Annotated in this window: 25 protein-coding genes; 11 read left to right on the forward strand and 14 right to left on the reverse strand. The window is 35.2% G+C overall.

Annotated features, from left to right (window positions below; translation table 11 throughout):
* Positions 1 to 319 precede the first annotated feature (319 nt).
* Both F6K06_RS11445 and F6K06_RS11450 read right to left on the reverse strand, forming a co-directional pair.
* A complete protein-coding gene (locus F6K06_RS11445; RefSeq protein ID WP_124147681.1) occupies positions 320 to 1075 on the reverse strand; it encodes a phycobilisome rod-core linker polypeptide in 756 nt (251 codons plus the stop codon).
* Between the two features lie 205 nt (positions 1076 to 1280).
* Positions 1281 to 1871, reverse strand: coding sequence for a phycobiliprotein lyase (locus F6K06_RS11450; protein WP_124147680.1), 591 nt, complete (start codon positions 1869 to 1871; stop codon positions 1281 to 1283).
* Between the two features lie 239 nt (positions 1872 to 2110).
* On the opposite strand from F6K06_RS11450, the gene F6K06_RS11455 reads away from it, so the two are divergent.
* Positions 2111 to 2281 (forward strand): NblA/ycf18 family protein, encoded by a 171-nt coding sequence (locus F6K06_RS11455; RefSeq protein WP_124147679.1) that lies wholly within the window; start codon positions 2111 to 2113, stop codon positions 2279 to 2281.
* A gap of 433 nt (positions 2282 to 2714) precedes the next feature.
* On the opposite strand, the gene F6K06_RS11460 is transcribed toward F6K06_RS11455, so the two are convergent.
* From F6K06_RS11460 to F6K06_RS11470, 3 genes are all read right to left on the reverse strand, one after another.
* On the reverse strand, positions 2715 to 3479 hold the full coding sequence (locus F6K06_RS11460) for an RNA polymerase sigma factor SigF (protein ID WP_124147678.1): 765 nt from the start codon (positions 3477 to 3479) through the stop codon (positions 2715 to 2717).
* 1508 nt (positions 3480 to 4987) lie between these two features.
* Entirely contained in the window at positions 4988 to 5818 is an 831-nt protein-coding gene (locus F6K06_RS11465) for a photosystem II manganese-stabilizing polypeptide (protein WP_287241050.1), read from the reverse strand.
* A gap of 300 nt (positions 5819 to 6118) precedes the next feature.
* Positions 6119 to 7417, reverse strand: a complete 1299-nt coding sequence (locus tag F6K06_RS11470; protein ID WP_287241051.1) for a transposase — start codon at positions 7415 to 7417, stop codon at positions 6119 to 6121.
* 321 nt (positions 7418 to 7738) lie between these two features.
* On the opposite strand from F6K06_RS11470, the gene F6K06_RS11475 reads away from it, so the two are divergent.
* Complete coding sequence (locus tag F6K06_RS11475; protein WP_287241052.1) at positions 7739 to 8041, forward strand: hypothetical protein; 303 nt, start codon at positions 7739 to 7741, stop codon at positions 8039 to 8041.
* Here F6K06_RS11475 and F6K06_RS11480 read toward each other — a convergent pair.
* Entirely contained in the window at positions 8036 to 9211 is a 1176-nt protein-coding gene (locus F6K06_RS11480; RefSeq protein ID WP_287241053.1) for a calcium-binding protein, read from the reverse strand. The two genes, F6K06_RS11475 and F6K06_RS11480, sit on opposite strands and share 6 nt — an antisense overlap.
* 81 nt (positions 9212 to 9292) lie before the next feature.
* Between F6K06_RS11480 and F6K06_RS11485 the strand changes: the two genes are divergently transcribed.
* The 3 genes from F6K06_RS11485 to F6K06_RS11495 all read left to right on the forward strand — a co-directional run bounded on the left by F6K06_RS11485 (position 9293) and on the right by F6K06_RS11495 (position 10551).
* Entirely contained in the window at positions 9293 to 9622 is a 330-nt protein-coding gene (locus tag F6K06_RS11485; RefSeq protein WP_124147674.1) for a hypothetical protein, read from the forward strand.
* 308 nt (positions 9623 to 9930) lie between these two features.
* Positions 9931 to 10077: a hypothetical protein gene (locus F6K06_RS11490; protein ID WP_161564748.1), complete on the forward strand. Its 147-nt coding sequence runs from the start codon at positions 9931 to 9933 to the stop codon at positions 10075 to 10077.
* 243 nt (positions 10078 to 10320) lie between these two features.
* Positions 10321 to 10551 carry a hypothetical protein gene (locus tag F6K06_RS11495; protein WP_124147673.1) on the forward strand — a complete coding sequence of 77 codons (231 nt, stop codon included), beginning with the start codon at positions 10321 to 10323 and terminating at the stop codon, positions 10549 to 10551.
* A 403-nt stretch (positions 10552 to 10954) separates the two neighbouring features.
* Here F6K06_RS11495 and F6K06_RS11500 read toward each other — a convergent pair whose 3' ends face one another.
* Positions 10955 to 11617, reverse strand: coding sequence for a phosphoribosylanthranilate isomerase (locus F6K06_RS11500; protein WP_124147672.1), 663 nt, complete (start codon positions 11615 to 11617; stop codon positions 10955 to 10957).
* Between the two features lie 181 nt (positions 11618 to 11798).
* Between F6K06_RS11500 and psaK the strand changes: the two genes are divergently transcribed.
* Positions 11799 to 12080 carry a photosystem I reaction center subunit PsaK gene (psaK, locus tag F6K06_RS11505; protein WP_124147671.1) on the forward strand — a complete coding sequence of 94 codons (282 nt, stop codon included), beginning with the start codon at positions 11799 to 11801 and terminating at the stop codon, positions 12078 to 12080.
* A 1186-nt stretch (positions 12081 to 13266) separates the two neighbouring features.
* A complete protein-coding gene (locus F6K06_RS11510) occupies positions 13267 to 14472 on the forward strand; it encodes a site-2 protease family protein (protein ID WP_124147670.1) in 1206 nt (401 codons plus the stop codon).
* Between the two features lie 1067 nt (positions 14473 to 15539).
* Here the strand turns inward: F6K06_RS11510 and F6K06_RS11515 are convergent.
* From F6K06_RS11515 to F6K06_RS11525, 3 genes are all read right to left on the reverse strand, one after another.
* Positions 15540 to 15665 carry a hypothetical protein gene (locus F6K06_RS11515; RefSeq protein WP_287287167.1) on the reverse strand — a complete coding sequence of 42 codons (126 nt, stop codon included), beginning with the start codon at positions 15663 to 15665 and terminating at the stop codon, positions 15540 to 15542.
* A gap of 23 nt (positions 15666 to 15688) precedes the next feature.
* On the reverse strand, positions 15689 to 16525 hold the full coding sequence (gene ubiG, locus F6K06_RS11520) for a bifunctional 2-polyprenyl-6-hydroxyphenol methylase/3-demethylubiquinol 3-O-methyltransferase UbiG (protein ID WP_124147669.1): 837 nt from the start codon (positions 16523 to 16525) through the stop codon (positions 15689 to 15691).
* A gap of 186 nt (positions 16526 to 16711) precedes the next feature.
* Complete coding sequence (locus tag F6K06_RS11525) at positions 16712 to 17182, reverse strand: tetratricopeptide repeat protein (protein ID WP_124147668.1); 471 nt, start codon at positions 17180 to 17182, stop codon at positions 16712 to 16714.
* 727 nt (positions 17183 to 17909) lie between these two features.
* Here F6K06_RS11525 and F6K06_RS11530 point away from each other — a divergent pair.
* The gene (locus F6K06_RS11530; protein WP_124147667.1) at positions 17910 to 18641 is read left to right on the forward strand and encodes a TIGR04283 family arsenosugar biosynthesis glycosyltransferase; all 732 of its coding nucleotides are present in this window, start codon (positions 17910 to 17912) and stop codon (positions 18639 to 18641) included.
* A 196-nt stretch (positions 18642 to 18837) separates the two neighbouring features.
* Here F6K06_RS11530 and F6K06_RS11535 read toward each other — a convergent pair whose 3' ends face one another.
* From F6K06_RS11535 to F6K06_RS33910, 3 genes are all read right to left on the reverse strand, one after another.
* On the reverse strand, positions 18838 to 19002 hold the full coding sequence (locus F6K06_RS11535) for a hypothetical protein (protein ID WP_161564747.1): 165 nt from the start codon (positions 19000 to 19002) through the stop codon (positions 18838 to 18840).
* A 226-nt stretch (positions 19003 to 19228) separates the two neighbouring features.
* Complete coding sequence (locus tag F6K06_RS33905; protein ID WP_124147666.1) at positions 19229 to 19471, reverse strand: hypothetical protein; 243 nt, start codon at positions 19469 to 19471, stop codon at positions 19229 to 19231.
* Positions 19408 to 19599 (reverse strand): ribbon-helix-helix domain-containing protein, encoded by a 192-nt coding sequence (locus F6K06_RS33910; protein WP_124147665.1) that lies wholly within the window; start codon positions 19597 to 19599, stop codon positions 19408 to 19410. The genes F6K06_RS33905 and F6K06_RS33910 overlap by 64 nt, the downstream gene beginning before the upstream one ends.
* A 281-nt stretch (positions 19600 to 19880) precedes the next feature.
* On the opposite strand from F6K06_RS33910, the gene F6K06_RS11545 reads away from it, so the two are divergent.
* A complete protein-coding gene (locus tag F6K06_RS11545; RefSeq protein ID WP_124147664.1) occupies positions 19881 to 20783 on the forward strand; it encodes a hypothetical protein in 903 nt (300 codons plus the stop codon).
* A 284-nt stretch (positions 20784 to 21067) separates the two neighbouring features.
* Positions 21068 to 21676, forward strand: coding sequence for an Npun_F5749 family FMN-dependent PPOX-type flavoprotein (locus tag F6K06_RS11550; protein ID WP_124147663.1), 609 nt, complete (start codon positions 21068 to 21070; stop codon positions 21674 to 21676).
* Positions 21677 to 21707: 31 nt separating this feature from the next.
* Here F6K06_RS11550 and cysE read toward each other — a convergent pair whose 3' ends face one another.
* A complete protein-coding gene (gene cysE / locus F6K06_RS11555; protein ID WP_124147662.1) occupies positions 21708 to 22415 on the reverse strand; it encodes a serine O-acetyltransferase in 708 nt (235 codons plus the stop codon).
* 90 nt (positions 22416 to 22505) lie between these two features.
* Between cysE and F6K06_RS11560 the strand changes: the two genes are divergently transcribed.
* Positions 22506 to 22664: a hypothetical protein gene (locus F6K06_RS11560; RefSeq protein ID WP_161564746.1), complete on the forward strand. Its 159-nt coding sequence runs from the start codon at positions 22506 to 22508 to the stop codon at positions 22662 to 22664.
* Positions 22665 to 23348 lie beyond the last annotated feature (684 nt).

Below are 23348 nucleotides of genomic sequence, written 5' to 3' on the forward strand. Positions count from 1 at the left end.
TTCCACCGAAAAGCTAACACTTTTTTAGACATAAAAATGCTATAACCTTTATCTGTCAATGCTTTTAGATTTAATCAGCAAGCCCTAAGTAATAAAAAATAAAATCAATTATTGCACATAAATCATCATTTTTTTTCCCCCTACTGCAAAGCTGCCTACTGCAAAGCTGCCTACTCCCTCTTTTCAGTAACTAAAAACTTGTAGGGATAGAATACTCATGTTCCTAGTTTTGGCAAGTTAACCAAATACTCTGCACGAATATTCCATCCCTACAAAATTTAATCCCACTCAACAGAGGTGTTAGAGTAATAATCTTAAGTTATATCTTACGATAAGGTACCATACCAAGATTGATATTACCTAGATTAACTCGTGTTGATGTACCTTGAGCGTTTATACCCCGTGCTAAATCTAAATAAAGAGAAGGATTGCCTGCTGTAGGTTTCTTTTCTTGGGGAGTAAAGCGACGTAATTCATTTTGGTAAATTATTTGAGGGAAACCAAGAATACTCCGATAGTAGAAACCATAACGAGGTGTCTTTAGGTTAAAAGGAGTTTCTCCTCCATCTCTTTGGGGTATAACCCGACGACGCTGGTAAGGTACAGTATCAAAGCCAAAGTTGTCGAGGTATTCCTCGCTATTAACCAACTCATCAATGAAACCTTCGATACCTTTAGTCGCTACAACGATAGACCAAGCAATCTTTTCCTTTTCGCTGTAAACATCACGACCTAAAACACGTTGAACACATAACTCAACAAAGCGATAGTTGCTATTTGTATCGTAGTTGTTACGACGGAATGGATCGGAAATGACCAAACCACGAATAAAATCTCGAACTGTAAGTTGACCATTTTTGAGTTGAGATTCTAGGAAGATTTGGCGATCTCTCTTAAGAATCTGATGTTCGCTATAAATTTGACGATAAGCTGCCCAGATTAACTCATCCCATCCTGACCCAGAGGGCAAAGATTCGGCTGAATAAATCATTGGTTGGTCATCACCGGGGATTTCATAACCCGCAACTCGTGAGTTTTGACTGATAGGTTTGTATTCTAATAATGGAATCGCCACGTGAGAATCTCCTTAAATTATTAAATTTGATTTATCAAGTGTGGCCAGAGCACACTAAACCTTGCTGCGATTCAAAAAATTGCATCAATAGCCAACCTTTAGATTAAGGGATTGAGGCAATCCAAGTCTCACTTTTATTAACTTACGCAACAATCTGTAACAATTTTGATAGCTATTTGCTAACTTTGGGCATATTGTTATCTATCTACCAGCCAAAAGCAGAATAAAACTGTGCAGTATTCTGTGACGTTTCTATTTCACAATCTGAGTTGTTTTCCTCTACTCGAACTTCTGTACAAAATGTAGAAGTATTAAATCCACCAAACCGCTTCACTGCACTGGTTCGCATTCTCAGATTAGGGCTAGGAAACCAGAATCTTTCAATAGAACTCATAGTTTCATATTCTGTAATTAGATTTAGTCCATCTTCATCATCCATCTCAAACAGTCCCACTACTGGGACAATTTCTGCATAGCCTCGTTCTCGCAACATTCTGCCTTTTCTAGGATTTTCTGGATCTGGAACAATCGCAAATACAGTTGAACCTTTGTGATTTTCATCATCTTTATCCCAGGCCATGGAACCATCCCAAGTAACAAAAGCGCCTCCAGCAGCCAAACTTGGGTCAATTTCGTGCATTTTACAGATTTCTACTACTTTCGGATCTCCAGCACCCAAGCTAGTTACTTGAATATCTGAACTACCCATTTCTGCTTGTCTAAAGGCCAGATGATGGGTTGTTCGTTGCGATCGCCATTTACCAGCACTCTTTTGAAAAAATTCCATTGCATCCATTTGCCCTTCTCCATCTTTAGAATTTTTAGGATATTAGTTCTAGCCTAATCATCATAATACTTCTAGCTTTTATTAATTTAATGTTAACTTTTGTCGAATAAATTAGTTTCAAAATGTACATTATGGACAGTATGTCAAGTAAATGTTACGATAATTTACATAAGAGTCAATAAATCAACTTAACTGTGGCCTTAATATATAGGCCAATATCTATTATCTAGATAAGCAAGGAGTAAACTATGGAAATGTCTAACAGCTTAACTATGGAGCAACAGTTCAAATTACAAGTTCTACGGGAGCAAGTGAAAGGTTTAAGTCGGGAAGAAGCTCAAGAGTATTTAGTTGAAGTGTTGCGACAGACTATGGTTAAGGAGAATTTGTTTAAAAACTGGATGAAGGGCAAAATTTAACCGATGTTTCTCCATAAAGACAAGAATATATCGGTATTAAAAACTAACCCCGCCCATATCTAGTAGATGGGTGGGGTTTATACTTTTAATATCATGTTCGGTAGAACCGTTATAATATAGCGCTGTGCGCAGGCAACAGGCGACAGGGTGAATAAAAAACCTATAATATAAGACTTTTAGCTATTGGACAGTTATTGCAATTTGTTTGTAACCCACATTCCGCACTTCAATTTGTAACATGAAAATTAGTATAAAATCCGTAGCTTGCTTAAGTATTTATACTATATAAATTATCTTCATTTACCTTTATCAGGAGTCAAATTCTCAGTTAAATATTAAGCATAAATACTTACTGAATTGTTGATTTTTATTGACCACTATAATTTTCTTCTGACTTTTAACTTTTGACTTTTGACTTTTGACTTACCTTCTTCTACTGCATAATATTTTGCAAAGACTTTAACCCCTTCTTGATTCTTCGAGAAACAGTAACAGCACTAATCCCCATCCGCTCGGCGGTTTCCTTCTGAGTCAAATCACAGAGAAAAACAAACTCCAAAACCTTACGAGTACCTTCTTCTAGTTTGGCCAGTCCTTGCTGTAAACGAATTTGGTCTTCTTGAGCTAACTGAAAACTACGATACTGAGTATCTGGAACTAATTCTCCTAAACAAGTGGTTCCATTTGTTTCATCTTGAACTGGAGCGTCTAAACTTAGAGGAGCACGGTTACGACAAGCTAATTGAATTTCTTGCCACTGCTCTAAAGAAATATCCAATGCAGAGGCCACCTCTAAATCTGTAGGTTTCCGTTTTAACTTCACTCGGAGGTCTTGTATAACTTTTGTAGCCTGCCGATCCATAGCTAGCCAATTTCTGGGAATTCGTACAGAAGGACTTTTATCTCTTAGATAATGCTGAATTTCACCCCGGATATAAGGAGTAGCAAAAGAACTAAAGGCTCGTCCCTTCGATATATCAAATCGCTCAATTGCTCTAATTAATCCAATACAGCCTACTTGGAGTAAATCATCGTAGGTTTCAGTACACCTATTCAACCAATGGTAAACTTCCTTTCTTACAAGTCCAACATTAAGTTTAACTAATTGATTACGGAGATGATGAGAAGGAGACTGTTGATATTGGCGCAACAGTTCCAGGTTTTTACTTTTTAGTTTTTGAGTGATAGTGGTAGACATAGGTATATTTTGACACTCCACGGACTACAGTCGCGTGAATTATTCAGAGGAGCTTTATATCAGGTTAAAACCACGATTTCCACATTGCTCGGAACGGCTAAATTACCAGTACCGTACCGTACTACGCATACAGGAGCAGCTAACTAGGTGGTGCCAATAGCCACTACTCTCTCCGGTCTGGCGACCATTGAGGCTAATTTTTTTGGTTGTTATTTGATTCACTCGCTCTGAGGTACAACGTGCTGTCTAACGGCTGGAAACAGAGTGCTGGCAAGCACCTAGCCACCTTTTCGGTTAACTACCATTTAACCTGTATAGTCCATTAGATATCAGGCTTTCACGATGATTCAGAGGTCAATGTGTCTTTAGCAATCAATTATAACACATTTTTTTGACTACGGGTTAAAACCTGCCCAAGTCGTTTCCATCCACTACTTAAAAGACGGTGGTTTCCGACTTACCTAATTTTCAAAATAATTCTGATAGAAATTTAGTGATGGTAAATCAAATACGCACTATATTTTTACCAATTGATCATTGATAATTGATAATTGATAATTAACCCCCAAAGGTTTAAAGCCTCTCCTTTTAAGGAGAAAAAAGCGGTCGAGGGATGGCGTACTTCGGAGCGGGTCTGCAAGAACGGGTCTCCTCGCCATATCCAATCGACCAAGAGAAGAAATCAGATTTCCTGATATTTAGTTCCGTTACGGTTTTAACAAGAGTTAATTATCCATTATTCATTATCCATTATTAATTAATGAAACATCTTCTACTAGGAATTGTATGTTTATAAAATTATTGCTTTGGAATCTTGGATTGTGATATTAGACACAATTTATTCATAATAGTTTTAGTTATATTCTAAGCCTTTTTATCAGCAATATCGTAGTCGATGGTTTGATCTATTTTCTATATACTAAGTAGTTACTTGATTAACTTAATTAAGTATAAATATATTTAATATAGCGTTTCTCAAGTTACTGAGATACAGTTATTTTTCTATTCCCTACTCCCTACTCCCTACTCCCTACTCCCTAAAATAAAATAAACGAATTTTGTACCTCACGATTCTTGGAAATTGCTATAGGAGCAATAATTATTTTCAATAATAATATTTATTAGTTGTTTAAATATTTTTCTAATAAAATCTAAATCTAATAACAATAGAGGAGTGTTTAGCCCCTCTATACATATTCTTTTTTTCTGGTCGTTACCCTTCTATTGCGTGTTTAGTTTTAGGTTTTAGGAAGCAAATTTTTTAACTGCACTATTACAGAGCAACTACTGTTGAAAACTTCACAGTCACCAGGAGTAAAATTAGCCTTTTAGGGTTTAATTTTCTATAATTTTGGAACCTAAAACCTACCCCTTACAACTTTCAATGAAAAGACATTTTTAGGTGAAAAGAGACAGTTGGTTATCTTCACAAACTTTCAATTTTGATAGGTAGGGTCTTTAATCATATAAGTTGCACGAGCAATTTAATTTCAGACCCAATATTTAGCTTAAGAAGCTGTGTCTACCCTACCGTAAAAAGTACCACCAACTTTAACTTCTACAGCCTCTTTTGCACCTAAGTCTGTATCAGAAGGCTGAATTGCTTCAAAGATACCAGCAATTTCACCAGTTTCGCTGTCTACTTTAGAAATTCTCAGGGAAATTTCACCAGCTTTGAGACTGGTATCTGCAAACTTGACATTAGCTTTACTAAACTCTGTATCATCTGCACGATTTGGTAAAGCTACTGCATTATCATATCCTGAAGTAACACCACGACCCTTTGGATCTAGGAAGCTAGAACCTCGATAGGAAGGAACATTATAGATACCCTCAAAATCGATAGAGGTATTAATAGCAGAAACACCAGGCTGACTTTTAGCAATAAGTCCTTTGACGGTAAATAGAAAAGGTACTTCCTCACCACCTGGTAAGAGAACAGTTATAGCCTGAAAATCAATACCATATTGCTCCTTAAATGTCAATGCGTTATCTTCATCAAAGATCAGATCCCCTGTTACTTGGTCTAAGCTAGAAGTATATCGTGTCAATTTTCTTCCTTCTACAAATTCTGCTTTCTGGCGTTTGTTAGTAGGTTCTTCCTTGACAAAATATTCAGTTGGCTGTATGCACAAATCTGTCAAAATATAAGAGCTATCGCGGTCAAGGGCAATGGAACCACGAGCTGTTTCTGGTAACTCAGGACAGTTGTTAGCCAAACCAGTATTGACAATGTCATCATATGTAAGTGTTTGACTGTTACCTGGACCTTCTGAGCAAGCGGTCAAAAAACTCAAACACACAGCTAATAGTGCAGCAATTAAAGTGCGATACCTCATTGTTAACCTCAAGATTTAATATTCAACAATTAACTTTGCTACTGCGTTTTATGTTTATGCAGTATAAATAATCCGATTTTTGATTTTTGAATTTATCGGAAGTTAGGGCAATACAATCATAGTTGTACTTCACCTTCTCAAGTGGCTTTTGTCAGATTGACTCCCGGTGCTGAATTAAAAATTACAGCGCGGGATTCTCAAGCATCTGTTAGCATTTATTAGGTGTTTAAACTCATGTACATAAGCCCATTTCCTGAAAAAAGGACTTTGACTACTCCCCGGACTCAAGTCACGGGGATTCTAAGCAGATACTACGCAACACCGGTAATCCATGTTGCTTCGTTTCTTCTTAGCTGACCAAAGATACACTCTCTGGGGACAAGTCAAAGTGCCCCTACACAGTCGGCTTAAGTCTAAACTTAGCTTTCTGCTTACTTTTGTGATGATATTTGCAGCTCCATTACAGTCTGCATTCACAAAACAATTATTACCACTCCTATACAAACCACGCTTTATTCTTTTTCCTGATGGTTTCCAATCATTGGGTTTTTCACCATAATTAGGTAGATAGTCACCATCTAAAAATGAAGCAATACTTGTATAACTTTCTTCTGTTTCTATAAATATTATTCCATATTCATTGCACAACTGAGCTATTCTTTCTTTGAGTCTAGCTGTGGGAATTGGTACAAATTCAGAATTACTTTTTTTTCCTAGTTTGATTTGATTTTTCTGACCTTTATTCCAACCAAATACAATTGTACCAATAGAATTTTTTAAACAATGGTTAATGACTATTCTGGCTGCTTTATTTATACCGTCACGAATTTGGCGGTTACGTTTTTCAGTAATTGCAGCTAGTTTATTTGACCAAAATCCAGTCGGTTTATTTTCTTTGATAGTTGATACTTGTTTGTTGTACCAACGATTCATTGATTTGAGATGTTTACCATCCACAATTAAGCTAGTACCGACATTAGATACACAGGTCAACCAATTATTTACACCATGGTCTATTCCTAAGACATTATCTTGATTTAATTGAGGTTTAACTACTATTTCTTTTTCATAGACAAATTCCCAATAAAAACATTTGTTTCTCGGTAATATTCTCAGTTCTTTAATAGAAGCAAAGTTGAGATTACTCGGCTTATGAATATAAAAACAATCTAGACCAAACCAGCGCTTACAGGTATTACCTAGTGGTACTCTAATTTGATTACCTTTAAGTTTTAATGCTTGCTTGGGGTAACTAACTGTAGCCATTCCTCCTTTTTTTCTGTAGTTAGGAATTTTTGGTCTGTCTGATATTTTTCCTTCACTATAGGCTTTTATTAAACCATAATAAGACCTAAATGATTCAGCTACAGTTATCAATATTTGTTGTGCTGCTTGTGAATATAAAACTTTATAGTGATTGTTCTTTTTGTAGACTTTTTCCAAGTCAAACTTGCCCAGAGTTTTGTAAGACTTAAAAAATAATTGCCGACCATAATATATTCCCATGTTAGTGAGCTTGTGAGACTGTTCACATAAAAATGTTAAAATAGCAATTAATTCGGGATTTTTACCTACTAAAACTTGCTGACAAGAGTACATTTGAAACGGGGATTGGAAATTTTATTGTGGGTAATAATAGCACAGGACCACTTTGGTTGTCTAGTCTAAACAACTCACTCGTTTTCATCCCCCGGGTTAAAACACAGGGGCCTTCAACGTTGCTTTTCGGTAAATTAAAATTGCATCAGTAAATATGCTTAAGGTAGAATATCGCTGTAACTAATTTCAAATCAAATTAATATCTAGAAAAAGCAAGATATTTTTGAATTATCCATACGAGGACAAATTAATTTAGAGCCTGGTATTTATATGAATAGGTAAAAACTAATTAAAATAATTTTTTGATATTAATTGATAATTATGGATACAAATACAGACAATCAGTCAACACAATTACACAATGATTTACAATCATTGACACATTTGCTAAGAGCTTTAGCGGAAAATCATCACGACGATCCAATAGCAATGTTGGCTATGCTACGAACTCTGGAAGGTTTACATCGAGAACTCAGAGAAGGCTTATTTCAACAAGCATTACCAGATAATCGTCAAGCACTCTACAATTTACTTAAAGATATTGAAGCAAAGGGAGGTTGGCCTTATATTCCCAGATTAAGACTAAGTTCTATTTTAGAAAATTGGTCTAATGAAGATTTATAAAATTTCTTGGTCTGATGTAGACTCAGGTAAAGCTTGACTAATATTATCTATAAAGTCTTCTTCTGTAATTATTGAAGCTGGAACATTGACTAATACTGCTAATAATCTACCATTATCTATAGTAATCAATGTATCTCTGAAATTTAGACCTGTTCCCTGTTCAAAACTTAAGTCGCCAAAAGTTAAGTCACCATCTAAGGCCAAGAAATCTTCCAAAGGACTAAAATCATTAATCACATCAATATTACCTAATTCTCCAGGTAGGACAAATATATCGGAACCTTCGCCCCCGGTTAAGGTATCTTCTCCAGCATCTCCAAATAATATATCGTTGCCTCGATCGCCTAACAAGGAGTCATTACCATCACTACCTTGAAGTGTATCATCATCCTTTCCACCAAATAATGTATCGTCACCAATACCACCAATAACTAAATCATTATTCGCGTCACCAAAGAGGGAGTCGTTTTCTTGTTCTCCAAAAATTGTATCATTACCCTTTCCACCGCGAAGATTGTCCAAATTGTCTCCACCAAAAACTTGGTCGTTACCTCTATTACCATTAATAAAATCACTGCCATTAATTCCAAATAGAGTATCATCACCTGCTTCTCCAAATAGAGTATCATCACCACTACCTCCATCTAGAGAGTCATTACCATCACCACCAAAAAGAGAATCATTTCCTATACTGCCATTTCCAATATCATCTCCACTATCTCCAAATATTGCGTCATCGTCAATATTTCCAAAGAGACTATCATTACCTTGACTACCTCTTAATGTATCGTTACCATCTCCTCCAGTAACTAAATCAATTCCTTCATTACCAATTACGGAGTCATCTCCAGTCTGTCCAAATAATGAGTCGTTGCCTTCTTCTCCTGCTAAAAAATCATTTCCCGGACCACCTTCAATACTATCATCTCCAAGACCGCCTAATGCTGAGTCGCGGCCATCTTCTCCTTGTAATAAATCATTATCTTCACCACCAATTAAAGAGTCCGATCCAATGCCACCAATAACTTCATCTTCTCCTTCTCCACCATCTTGAGTATCATCTCCTGCTTCACCAAAAATGGTATCATTTCCACCAAACCCTTCCATTAGGTCAGGTTCTGGAGAACCTATTAAGAGGTTATCGTTGTTATCTCCTGATATATTGGCCATACTTTGGATACTCCTATGTTACTAATAATTTGATTGTTGAGTAAAGTCAGGTTTAAGTAGGTAGGTGGGAAAATTTACAAGTTGGCAGTAATTATAAATTTTTTCTCAGAATCTAGCACAATAGATTATTGGCTAGATAGACTTCTGATAGTATTTGTTAATCCCTGGGTATTTGCAATTCGTTATTTTTATATTTGGCGATATCTGAAGGGAAATAAAATTACATTAATAGAAGCATTTACTAGAGGCATAAAAAAGTCGTTTCCTATATTAATTGTGCCCTTGCTTGTATTTGCTCCTATTACATTTAAGCCAATTAAATTAATGTCAAGTCAATATTTTTTAATCTTACTTCTTTTACCAATGATTTATCTTGGAATACGTCTTAGTTTTTATTGGCATACTGTTTAATTGACGGTGTTTCACCTGTAAATGGAATTAGGTATAGTTGGAAATTGACTAATGGGTATTTCTGGTTAATTACTCGAGTTAACTTGATTTTATTTGCCATTGGCTTTTTGATAATATTTCCATTAACAATTATCGCAGCTTATGTAATTAAATTAGAAATGGTAAAAGATCTACTAAGTCTTCTTATCCAATATGTTTTAATTCCGATATTTTGGAGTATTATTTCAGTGGTAATTTATGCAGAATTAAAGAGAATAAAAGCCTGAATATTTACTATTCAGTAATTAGCAGTCAGCTTTTCGTGTGCAATGGTACTAAACAGTAATCAAACATTGAAGAAAGAAGAAGGAAGAAGGAAGAAGGAAGAAGGAAGAAGGAAGAAAAAATGGATGGGGACTCAAACCCCAACCAATTGTCAACACCGTGTAGACGGTGGGGTATTAAACCCAAAATAAAAAGATAAAAGTGAATCAAGAGTGTTGGAATAATTTATTGTTTTTTATCGGTTGTCCTGAATAGTAATTGTAAAGATACATATTTTTTAATTTCTTACCACACTCCCCTACTCCCCACACTATCTCTACTATTACTATGCACCACCACCTTTTTATCTAATACCCATAACCTCACTCTTTTCTTGCCGGACCTTGACTTTTTTGAGAGCGACTATTTAGGGTTTGCGCTCATAAGTCTTATGGGTGAGGGTAGGAGACAGGAGACAGGAGACAGGAGACAGGAGAAATGGGAACGAGCGAGGAGGTAGGAGCGGGCGTTTTGTCCCAAGATTGTTCTGCTCAACTCTTGACCAAAATCCTGAATTTTTGAACCATTACCACCTAAAACCTCGCACCCCCTCCAGACCTAAAATTGCTCAAACTAATACCAGTCAATACGCGCGATATTTAATCAGCAAACCCTATTTAAACTAATGGCTAAATGTTTACCCTGAATATTTATAGCGTTTCTCAGACTAATGAGGTACACCTATCTTTTATCTTTACTTCTATTCTATTCTATTCTATTCCCTATTCCCTAAAACAAATCAATTTTGTACCTCACCAATATGGGAATTACTATATGAGATATTTAATAACAATTAAGAATAATCAAAATCCTTTTATATTTTGACTCTTGTAGGTCCCCTTACCGACTGCTTCCCTACCTGAGTCTTGATTACTACTAAAATTTTATATCATGTCCGGTTGAATAGTTATAATTAGAGATCGTAGTAGGGCTAAAACCCTAAGTATAGATATAGATATTTTATGGGGTAGAGCAAAACTACAAACAAAAACTTTTAAACTTGTATCAGTCATAATACTTGATGTTTTTCTACACTTTAACCCTAAGTTGAGCCAAACTATTAAATAATTTTTTGACTTTAATTAAATCTTTATACCCAGGCGCTATTTCTACTCCACTAGATAAGTCTATACCACAGAATTTATGGCTAGATTCAATGATGAATTGTTGAATTGATACTGTGATATTTTCTGGTGTTAAACCACCTGCTAAAAACCAAGGACAAGTAGGGTGAAAATCTTTAAGAATTTTCCAATCTAAGGTTTGACCAGTGCCTCCTAATTTATCTGGATGATAAGCATCTAGGAGTAAAGTCTCGACATAATTTTCATAACTATTTACTCTTGTTAAATCTTGAGGAGATTTGATTCTGAATGCTTTAATTATTTCTATATTATCTGGTATTGATTGACGTAGCTGATGACAAAATTCTGGAGATTCGTCTCCATGTAGTTGTATGCCAGTCAATTGGGTCTGAATAATTATTTCCGATAAAAAATCAATTTCTGGGTTAACAAATACCCCGATTTTATCAATATTTTTTGGTAGTTGAACAACGATATTTCTGATTTTTTCTGCGGTAATATACCGAGGCGATGTTGGAACACAGATAAATCCTAAAGCTGTTGCTCCCATTTGAGCGATCGCTTGTCCTTGCTCTAATTTTGTAATCCCACAAATTTTTACGCGCATTTATTTTACCTGCTAAGAGCTTAATTGTACATCTTTGTATTAAAACTTAAGGTTATTGTTAATTATTAAAACAAATTATAGCTTCTTACTAAAATTTATTGATAATTTGCAAAACATAAATTGATTCAATCAAACATTTAAGTCAAATAGCCAAATTTCTGTGATTTAAGGAGATAAAAACTTGATTTACTCTGGCTTAATTTTAGCAGCACAATCTCAACCCCTCTCTGCAGAGTGGTCTCCAAAAGTAGCAATTGTAATGATAACTTGCAACCTAGTGGCAATTGTAATTGGTTACTATGCTATTTCCAAGAACAATCGTGGACAAGGGCCTGATTTACCAGTATCATTACCAGCCATTTTTACTGGGTTTGGCATACCAGAATTGTTAGCTACTACTAGCTTTGGTCATATTTTGGGGGCTGGAATAATTTTAGGACTTGGTAGTGCTGGTATGCTATAGACATAACCTGATTTTAGTTACAAGTATAGGGGGTATTCTTTTCGCACAGAAGAGATACCCCCATTTTTGATTTTCCAATAAAAGAAGGAAGAAGGAAGAAGGAAGAAGAAAGAAGAAAGAAGGACTGAAAGATCGAAAAAGTGGATGGAGATAGTCAAGCACTTGGTACTTCGTGTCTGATAACCTCAAGCAATTTTAAATACCATGTAGACGGCAGGGTATTATACTAATTTGATAAATATTTGCTACATTTTATTGAGTGGGGGAGTAGGGGAGTAGGGGAGAAGTAAAAACAAGAATAATTAACAATAACTAGCTAATAATTATCGAAAAAGTTATTCAGTCTGTGTTAATTACTTAATAAGTGAAGCACCACTTATACCATTTCTCAAAAACTTTTCTACATTTTATTGAGTGGGGTAGTAGGGGAGTAGGGGAGAAGTAAAAACAAGAATAATTAACAATAACTAGCTAATAATTATCAAAAAAGTTATTCAGTCTGTGTTAATTACTTAATAAGTGAAGTGCTGCCTAAGTATAACAATAATGCATGAGAATTAGTATTAAATATATAGTAATTGCATTTGAGTTGCGTAAAAAAACCTGGTCGCTTTTAGGCAACAGTTCATTAATTGATAATGGATAATTGTAAGTATTCAGCTATTAGCAGTTAGCCAGCAGTCAGCTATCAGCAATTAGTAATGAATAATTACTTCTAAGGTGTAATAACAATTTGATAAATGTTTGTTACAAATGGTAGGGACGTTGCATGCAACGTCCCTACGAAAGAAGGAAGAGGGAATAACGAAGAAGGGATAAATATTTAAAAAAATGGAAAAACGACATAAATAAATATCTAAAATGAACTAGACTAGCTATTTTTAAGCATATCCGATACAGGTCTACCTTTTTTGTAACATTCTTTTTTCAAATTGGTATAATCAGGGTACTTTGGGGGTAACTTTTTATTCTTTCTCAATTTCAAAGGTTGCTTTTACGCGGACTCAAAATTAATAACTTAATAGCTGATAGCTAATAGCTGACGGCTGAATGCTTACGGATAATTACCTCTGGTTAAAACCGTTACGGATATTGAATATAAGGAAATATCCTAGCACTAGATAAATTATATATAGTAGAACAAGTCAAAGTTTAAATAAATAAATAAATAATCAAACAAAACTTCATGCAGGCAGATTTGCGAATTGGTAATTTATTTGGTATCCCTTTATTTTTGGATTCTTCGTGGTTCGTCATTTTACTGTGGATAACATATATTAATATGCAAGACTATCAAGAGTGGGGATTATTTTTAGCTTTTGGAGCTGGATTAGTAATTGCTCTACTAATGTTTTTTTCTGTCTTATTACATGAATTAGCTCATAGTTTAGTTGCTATTTCTCAAGGGATGAAAGTTAATTCTATCAGGTTATTTTTGTTTGGTGGAATTGCTGGAATAGATCGAGAATATCGAACTCCTGGAGAAGCTTTTCAAGTGGCTATCGCTGGACCTTTAGTGAGTTTAGTTTTGTTTTTTTTATTGGGTTTAACTAGCCTTTTTTTTTCCACATCAAGCTTGGTTGGTGAACTAATAAATCGGGTAGCAGAAATTAATTTAATTTTAGCTATTTTTAATCTGATGCCTGGTTTACCTTTAGATGGTGGACAAGTATTAAAAGCTGCTATTTGGAAAATAACTGGTAGTCGTTTTGTTGGGGTAAGATGGGCGGCTAAAAGTGGTCAAGGTTTAGGATGGTTCGGAATTGTTTTGGGGTCGATTTTAGTTTTAGTAACTCAGAGTTATGGTGGTTTTTTGCTGGCTTTAATTGGTTGGTTTGCTATGCGTAATGCCAAATTTTATCGCCGGATAATTGATTTAGAAGAAGCGTTAATTAAAATTAAATCTGTAGAAGCAATGACGCGAGATTTTCGTGTGGTAGATGCAAATTTGACTTTGAGTCAATTCTCAGATAAATATTTTTTGAAAAGTTCTAAATTTTCCATTTATTTTGCTGCTAGCGAGGGTCGTTATCTTGGTTTAGTTTCTTCTGATGCTATTAATTTTATTGAAAGGAGTTATTGGGATACTCAAACTTTAAGGATGATTATATGTCCGCTAAATCAGATAGTTACTGTTTCGGAGAAAGCTAGTTTAGTGGAAGTTATTAACTGTATGGAATTTCATCAGCAAAAACATATAACTGTTCTTTCTCCTGCTGGAGCAGTAGCAGGTATAATAGACCGGAGTGATATTGTCCGGGCAATCAATAGATACTTAAAATTGAATATTTCAGAGGCAGAAATTAAGCGTATTAAAACAGAAGGTTGTTATCCTCCAGGAATGAAATTAGTAGCGATCGCTAAAGCTACTTATTTATCAAATTTAAAGTAATTTTTAAGAAGGAGTCAGGAGTCAGGAGTTAGGAGTTAGGAATTAGAAACTAGGAGAAATAGTTCTTCTGTATTTATTGAGCTGAAGCTTGGTTTTTAGTCAAATAAACATGATGTGCAAAGTCTTTCAATCACTCAAATAATTTGAAGAAGAAGTCAGGAGTCAGGAGTTAGGAATTAGAAACTAGGAGAAATAGTTCTTCTGTATTTATTGAGCTGAAGCTTGGTTTTTAGTCAAATAAACATGATGTGCAAAGTCTTTCAATCACTCAAATAATTTGAAGAAGGAGTCAGGAGTCAGGAAGGTTTAATAGCAAGAAAAAAAACTTAAATTTCCTATATATATTCATGCTTGGGTTTACACAAACGCGCCCCAAGGGAAATGATATTATACCATTTTGAAAAAAGAATATAGCGTTTATCAAATTAGTGATATAAAGTTTTTTTCTTTTTTTCTATCCCATGTTTCTCGAATTACTACTCCCTACCCCCTACTCCTTAATCCCTAAAACAAACGAATTTTGTACCTCACCAATATGAGAATTGCTATACTACTAATAATAAGGGCGATAAAAAGACTTTACAGAAGATGTTCCTGTGACAAAAAAAGAGAATTTCCCGCCTCACTAAAAACTGGTGTTTAAGCCATTTATTCTAACTCCTGACTCCTGACTTCTGACTTCTAAAAATGTCCCTTGAGCAAAAAAAGAGAATTTCCCACCTCACTAAAAACTGGTGTTTAAGCCATTTATTCTAACTCCTGACTCCTGACTCGGTCCTCCTGAATCCTTCTTCAAAATTACTTTTTTCCTAATAACCAATAGGAGACCATTTTACCGATAAATTGTGGGTATGCGCCTCCCCTTTTAAGGGGAAAAAATAAAAAAAATTTTCCTTTTAGTAAATCCTCTCCTTGAAAAGAAGAGGTAATAATTAATTATTAATTATTAATTATTAATTATTAATTATTAATTATTAATTAAAGTACAGTTATTTACTTTTGTTGTACTACTTAAGAGAGATCATAATCTAGATAGACTAAAAAATCAACTATTTGAGTTTACTAATTTATCTGGTAGTCCTGCATAGTAATGGTAAAGATATATATTTTTTAATTTCTCCTACACTCCCCACATTCCCCTCCTGGGAGGGGTTAGGCGTGGGTTCCCACACTCCCAAAACTCTCTCTAGCATTACTATACACCACCACCATTCATCTATGGAGTTTCCTTATTTTTCAAAGCCTTACCAATATACATAATTGACATATCATCATTAATATTAATTTGAAAAGAGCCAGTTTTTCGATATAACTGATAGTTAATAAAATTTGTTTTCCAGACTTGAATTAACTTCCGAATAAATATTTGTAACGACTTATCAAACTTGAGATTTTTTCTTAAAGTATTCAACTCTCCCAAGACAAAACCTATTTCTCCAAACAAATCAAAACCTTTCATTTCAACTTCAACAAAATCCAAAGATAACATCAACTCTTTCAACTCTTCTGGCAGAATAAATTTATCCCAATTATGAACCCCCTGGGGAATTAATCGTAATAAATTTTCCATCAACCAAATCATCATAAATCGAGATTGAAAATTACGATTTATCGTGTCATATAAAAAAATACCACCAGGTTTCAACACTCTATATATTTCTGAAACAACTTGACGATAATCAGAAACGTGTTCCAAAACATCCACACAAATAACAACATCAAAAGTATTATTTTCATAAGGCAAACTTTCAGCAATCCCAATTTTATAGTTAATATCCAGACTATTTTCACCGCTATGTTTTTGAGCAACTTCTATACATTTTGCCGACGAGTCAATACCATAAATTATTGCACCTCTCTTGGCCATAAATTCACAAGAAAAACCACCCCCACAACCCACATCCAAAACCTTTAATCCTTGCCAATGAGGAACATATCTATCGAAAAATTTAAACCTTGGTTGATTAAGATAATAAAGTGCATAAATTTTGGCATTTTTATCCCACCATTGATTAGCACTTAAGTCATAAAACTCTAGGTCATTTTTTTTCATTGTTATTAGGCATATTCAGAAAATAGGGATTAGGGAGTAGGGGAAAATTTTTGATTTATATAGTGCGATAATTAATTTAATTTTTTATTATCACCAGATGTCTCTTATATTTATTCATTAATTTTCAGAAAGAATTAATAAAAATTAGGAAAGCGATCGCTACACCTCTTCAGATCAATAATATATCTAACTTAACCTCGCCGTACATTCTAGAATTAACCTTTGATTTTCAATAGCATAAGGCTGAACTTCTAAAGCCTTTTTAAAAGCTAAAATAGCTTCTCGATATTTTCCCAATGCAGCATAACATAATCCTAAACCATGCAAAGCACCAAAATGAAAAGGAATAATTTTCACTACCATCTCACAATCTTTTATCGCCTTTCTATACTCTCCTAAAGTGTAATAAAGAACCGCTCTTCGATTCCAAGCTTCTGCAAAATCAGGTAAATCTTCAACTAATTTATTCAAAACTGCTTCTGCCTTAGCAACTTCTCCAACTTGCAGCAAATTTTCTGAGCTTCTAATTGCTTCTAAACCAGCAACACCTTTTTGTTCAAACCAAATCCGCCATAACTCACCCGTAGCTTTATTTCTAATTAATTCATCAGGATTTTTCAAGTCTTCTAGTAATTCTCTAATTGATGATTTATCCATAATATTAATAATCTTAATAATTGCTAATTGGCAAGGTTATCAAACAGTTTAATTCCTTGATGGAATAGCTATGAATGTAGAACTCGTATATGGAATTACTAATACCGTTTCACTAAAGTCAAAAGTCAAAAGCGAGTGCTAATTGGCGAGATTTCCTCAGAATTTAAGACGCACTCAAGACAGTCATAAGTCAAAAGTAAGATTTTAAGTACTTAAAATCTCTACTCTACAGTAATTTTAGTTTATTATTTGACTTAATTAGTTACCAACTATTTGTGACATTTTTTAAGTGAAATGGTATAACTACTAAATCTTATCATAATTTATCAAAATAATTGGGTTGCGTAACCCCGCCTTTTAAGGCGAAATATTTTTGGAGGCTTGCTCAAATCCCCGTTACAAAAACAACTTCTGACTTCTGACTTCTGACTTCTGACTTCTTTAAATACTTGCTATAATCTGACTTTTGATTGTACTGTTAGTTTACTTGACGTAGGTATTTCAGCTATATACTTACCACTTGTTCTATCCTAGAGAATTAAACTCCTTCTGACTTCTGACTTCTGACTTTTTACTTCTTACCGAGAAATTGTGGGTATGTGCCTCCCCTTTTAAGGGGAAAAAAGAAAAAAAAATTTTACTTTTAGTCAATCCTATCCGTTTTCAAGGAGAGGTAATAATTAATAATTAATTATTAATTGTTGAATTCTTCCTTCTTACTTAATTTATGCCCAATATTTCTATCATTATTCCTACCTTTAATGAAGCAGCTTATTTATCGCGTACCCTCAATAATCTTTCTGTACTTACTCCTCCAGCAAAAGAAATATTAGTAGTAGATAGTTACAGCGAAGACGATACAGTTTCTATTGCTCTCTCCTTTGGAGTTTCTGTCATTTATTCTCCTCAACGCGGACGTTCTATTCAAATGAATTTAGGTGCCCAAAAAGCAACAGGAGAAATTCTCTGTTTTCTTCACGCTGATACTATAGTGCCTAATGACTTGATTTCTATAATTTCCCAAACTTTGGCAAATCCAAATATTGTTTGTGGTGGATTTATTTCTATTATGTGTAATGCCAAAACTACTCGCTGGAGTATTGCCTTACATAACTATCTCAAAACTTTTTATGCTCCCCTAATTTTTCGCCCTCATCTATTTTTTAAAGGTTTGCGGATTTTGTTTGGAGACCAAGTAATTTTCTGTCGTCGTACAGATTTCTGGAAAGTTGATGGTTTTAATATTAATCTACCAATTATGGAAGATGCTGACTTATGTCTCAAGTTAGTTAAACATGGACGAATTTCTTTAGTAAATCGCTTTGTATATACTAGCGATCGCCGTGTAGCTAAGTGGGGAATTTTCAAAGCAAATTTTATCTATTTATTTATTGGTTTTTTATGGGGTTTTGGTGTCTCACCAACTTTTCTGAAACGTTTCTATCAAGATATTCGTTAAGAGACTGTTTATCAAAAAATACCGACCACATTACTGCGATCGGCTTCTTTGACTCTTTATTCTTCTTTGGTATTTGCTTTTAATTCCGCCTTCATCAACTCCAAAGCTTCAATCTCTTTAGCACATTTGACTATTTGTTCGTTGTACCAAGTAAAACAATTTTCAGCTTCTCTTTTCCTATCTTCCCAGGAGTTGATTAGGCGATCGAGAATTTTCCCAATTGTTCCACAGAAGAAAAGTTTAATTGAATCTCCCCTCTTCCAATTTTCTCCAGTAGAGCTGACCGACTCAAGCCCAGTTTTTTCGCTTGTTCCATCAACCCCTGTGCTGCTTCCGGTGTCACGCTGACTGAAAGTCCCATCTTGTACTGTCCGTGTTCCTTATGTTTGCTTTTCGGCATTCTCGTTTTCCATGATTTTCTTTTCTATATAGGATAGGACGATCTATATAAAATATTCTATATTTAATCTTGACAAACTTATAATTTTCTATATAGAATACTCTGGCAAACAAAAAACTGGCTTATGTATAATTTTTGACATAAAAAAAATACCGACCACATTACTGCGATCGGCTTCTTTGACTCTTTATTCTTCTTCGTTTGGGTCTTCCTCTTTGGCAGATTCGAGGAGATGAACCAACTCAACTTCTAAAGAGCGCATCTCCTCAAATACTTTAGATTTATGGGTATGATTTTCGATTAGCCGCTGTTCTAATCTTTTGCCATGTTCCTCTACATATTCTAGGTGTATAGACTGAAGAGTCCTTAAGCGGTCAAGAATTCCCCCAACAGTTGTTTTTGAGACCGTAATTCGGCCTCCTTTGTCCATAGCTCTATTAACTCGCTTTGACTGATTCCTAAAGCTGCTGATATTTGCTTCAAACGCTTCTTGGTTGTAGGGGTTACGGTTAAATGAATGCTGGCCTTCTTTTCCTGATGGATTGATTTTCTCGGCATTATATTTACTGCTTTTTTTCATTTTACATTCGTGAATAAATTTTACTCAAAACTCTTGACGTTTTTATTGTACGAACGTATTATATAAATAATCAATTAACAGACGTTATATTTTCAGGAGGTGAAGTCTAACAAAGCAGTCCAAACAGTTAAAACCTAATGCTTAACTGACATAGCCTTTAAATTTCTCAGTGACTATCTAATGGATATCTTTTGGGGTGAGGCAATAATGCTGCTAACTTCACCCCTTTCTAAGTAACCTAACTTTTTCTTACTTTTTTATGATTGGAAATTTATATGACCACAAATTCGAGACTCCTTTCAATAACCCAGAACTTCCCAACTGGGCAGATGGATATCTAGATAAATTTTGCGATTTGTTTTGGGACAATACCTGGAAAGAAGGCGATGAAGCGATCGCTTCTCTGGAAATAGATATGCTGGCCGACAGATATGCCTATATCAAAGAGGGCATGGCTTTGAGGGCTTTTCAAATTTATAAATTGTATAAAAATTTGGGGTATAAAACCTTCAAAGAGTATTGCCTTAAAGGCTTGAAAAAATCGGTCTATTACGTCAAACGAGTCATTAAAGCTGCTCAAATATCTTGGTCATTGATGCTGGAAGGATTTACCGAATTGCCAGACAACGTATCTCAAGCCCAAAAATTAGCCAGTTCTGCCAGTCAAGTTAGTGAGGAAGTTGATGAGACAGTGAGCTGTTGGCAAGAGGTTCTGGGTAAGGCAAAGCAAGAATCCAAACCCATTACAGCAAATTACATAGAAACTACTATTACTGGGGAAACTATACCGCCCCTCGCTACAGCAAAACTACCCAGAGACGTTTGGGATAAGTTAAAAGCTCAGGCCAAACAACAGGGAGTCAAGCCTGAAAAATTATTAGAAGATATTGTGGGGAATTATTTGGACCCAAAACAAGACTCTGACCCAGAGACTGAAGTAGAATCCGAGCCAGATTCTATAGACAAATCAAAAATCTCTATCTCTAAAACACCTAAGATTAAAGCCTGGGAAAAAGATTTACAGGATTTAGTCCAGGAAAAATATACTAACGAGGTTAACTACGACACAACCACAAACAGTTCCGCAATACCGGAAATTTTTCAATCAGATAGGGATATCTCCTCTGCCAGTAGAGGCCAAGTATGGCGACCTCCGACTTAAGGCCACTGGGAAAAAAACTTACTCCGATCATACTTATAAGAAATTGCCAATAATTCAGGCGTTCGCGGAGCGTGGCGTCAGCCATATTGCTCAATCGGAAAAGTCTCAACCAAAATCAAAACCACAGGCGATAGTTAATGTTGCTTCGGCCTTGGCCAAGTTAGAAAAAAGTTCCAGCACTTAAGACTTAATTTAGCGATCAGGTTATTTTCCCGGAGCGATCACCACATAATTAAAATTTAAGGATTAGTTAAACACAGAAAAAGCAAAAATAGCCAATAATCATGGAATTTCTTAACTTAGTAGAAGCAGAAAAACTAGCACCTTGGCGATCGCCCTTAGCCAGAGCTTTACATAGAAACCGAAGTCTAACTTATGCCCGTTATGTCCAATTAGCAACAGTCACTGCTGAAGGCCAACCCAAAAATCGTACCATCGTATTCCGAGGTTTTTTAGAAGAAACCAATCAGCTAAAATTCATCACTGACAGTCGTAGCAATAAAGTAGAACAAATCGAAAAAAATCCCTGGGCCGAAATCTGTTGGTACTTTCCCAAAACTAGAGAACAATTTCGCCTCACTGGGAAACTCTACCTAATCAAAGCAAATAATCCTGATCCTAAACTTGCTCAAGTCAGAGAAACAACATGGCAAGAAATTTCAGACAATGCTAGACAGCAATTTACTTGGCCTAATCCTGGAGAAAGTAAAGTAGAAATCGGTGCCTTTGAATTGTCCCCACCAAATCCTGCCTATCCCCTATCAAACTTTTATCTATTATTACTAAATCCAACAAAAGTCGAGCATCTAGAACTCAAAGGAGAGCCACAAAATCGTTGGCTTTATCAAATTGATAACTCTAAAACTTGGTCTACTCAAGATATAAATCCTTAAATTCCTTAGCCATAAAAAAATCTTGAATTGCTTAGTCTTGGGGATGACAGCTAGCATAATTAGCAGAAGATGCAGCGTCAGACTTAAGCACAATACACTGTGATAATTTACCTTGTAAATTTTCCACCTGTTGTTCAAGAGAATCAATTCGATCCACCAAAGCACGAATAACCTCAGCCTCAGAATCAGGCAAACTACCATGCTCTAAAGGATTTACCTTAACTCCAGAACGATATACAACTCTCCCAGGCACTCCCACAACAGTACAGTTAGAAGGAACATCCTTAAGTACTACCGATCCTGCACCAATACGAACATTATTACCAATATTAATATTACCAAGAACCTTGGCACCCCCACCAATAACCACATTCTCACCCAAAGTAGGATGCCGTTTGCCAGTTTCTTTGCCAGTACCACCCAGAGTTACTCCTTGGTAAATTAGGCAATAGTTTCCGACAATAGCAGTCTCTCCAATAACTACACCCATACCATGGTCAATAAAAACTCCTTGGCCCACAACAGCTCCTGGATGAATTTCAACCCCAGTCAAAAAACGGCCTATGTGGGAAATTAAACGAGGCAGGAAAGGAATTTTCAGACCGTACAAACCATGAGCTAGGCGATGAAATATTAAAGCCTGAAGACCAGGGTAGCAAGTAAGAACTTCCAACCAGTTACGAGCTGCAGGGTCTCTATCAAAGATAATTCGGAAGTCAGTTAGAAGGGTATTAAACACGAGAATTTACCATCTTTGCTTGAGCAGATCATTTAACATTATACTTAAGGGTGAATCAAATAAGTTGTTCAATTTTTTTCGGAAAATACTATGTCGTTATTCTTGATAACTGTGGTATTGTTCTTCAGTTGGTTATTCACTTCTATCTTTGTCTTGGAACCAATGGACTTCATGCAATGGCTGCATATTCCTCGATGGTTATTTCTGTCAATAATATTGTTAGTTGTTTCTTGGTGTTTAGGAGATTAATTATCGTCATTTATTGATGACTTTATTCTGATTATGGAATTGCATATTAGATATCAAGGATTTTCACTACATTTTGCTTTTGATGAAGCTCTAAGATCCAGTCTCATTAATTAGATGTCATAAAAATGCTTTTCTCTATTGTCTTTATTATTTCTCAAAATTATTCCTATTTTTTACTCTGTTATCCATGCTCCGGTATCCCTAACAATTTTTTTATTTGTAGGTATTTAAAAAAGAGGCATGATATAGCAATTAGATTCAACTCTTCATATTTTTTCTGTTATTATACCTCTTCCAATTTTAAAACTAAAAATTAATTGAAGAAGGAGACAGGAGACAGGAGACAGGAGACAGGAGGAAAATTACATGGGGATTCGCTCCCCCAAGTAATGCGTGAACACCCCCGTTGACGGTGGGGTATTAAACCCACAAAGAAAATGATAAATGATAATTTACTTCGTAAACATTCAGCTATTAGCAGTCAGCGTTTCCCTGCGGGATGCTACGCAAACAGCAATTAGTAATGAATAATTACTTCTCAGATTTAGGAAGGGGACTTTGGCAGTAACTTTGTATTCTTTCTGAATTTCAACGGTTGCTTTTACCTTCTCCAAAATTAATAGCTGATAACGCAGTTCCAACCATAGGAGACTAGCTAATAGCTGACGGCTATTTGCGCAACAT

Origin of the sequence: Okeania sp. SIO1H4, assembly GCF_010672695.1 — a bacterium.
In the GTDB taxonomy this organism is placed as follows: Bacteria; Cyanobacteriota; Cyanobacteriia; order Cyanobacteriales; family Microcoleaceae; genus Okeania; species Okeania hirsuta.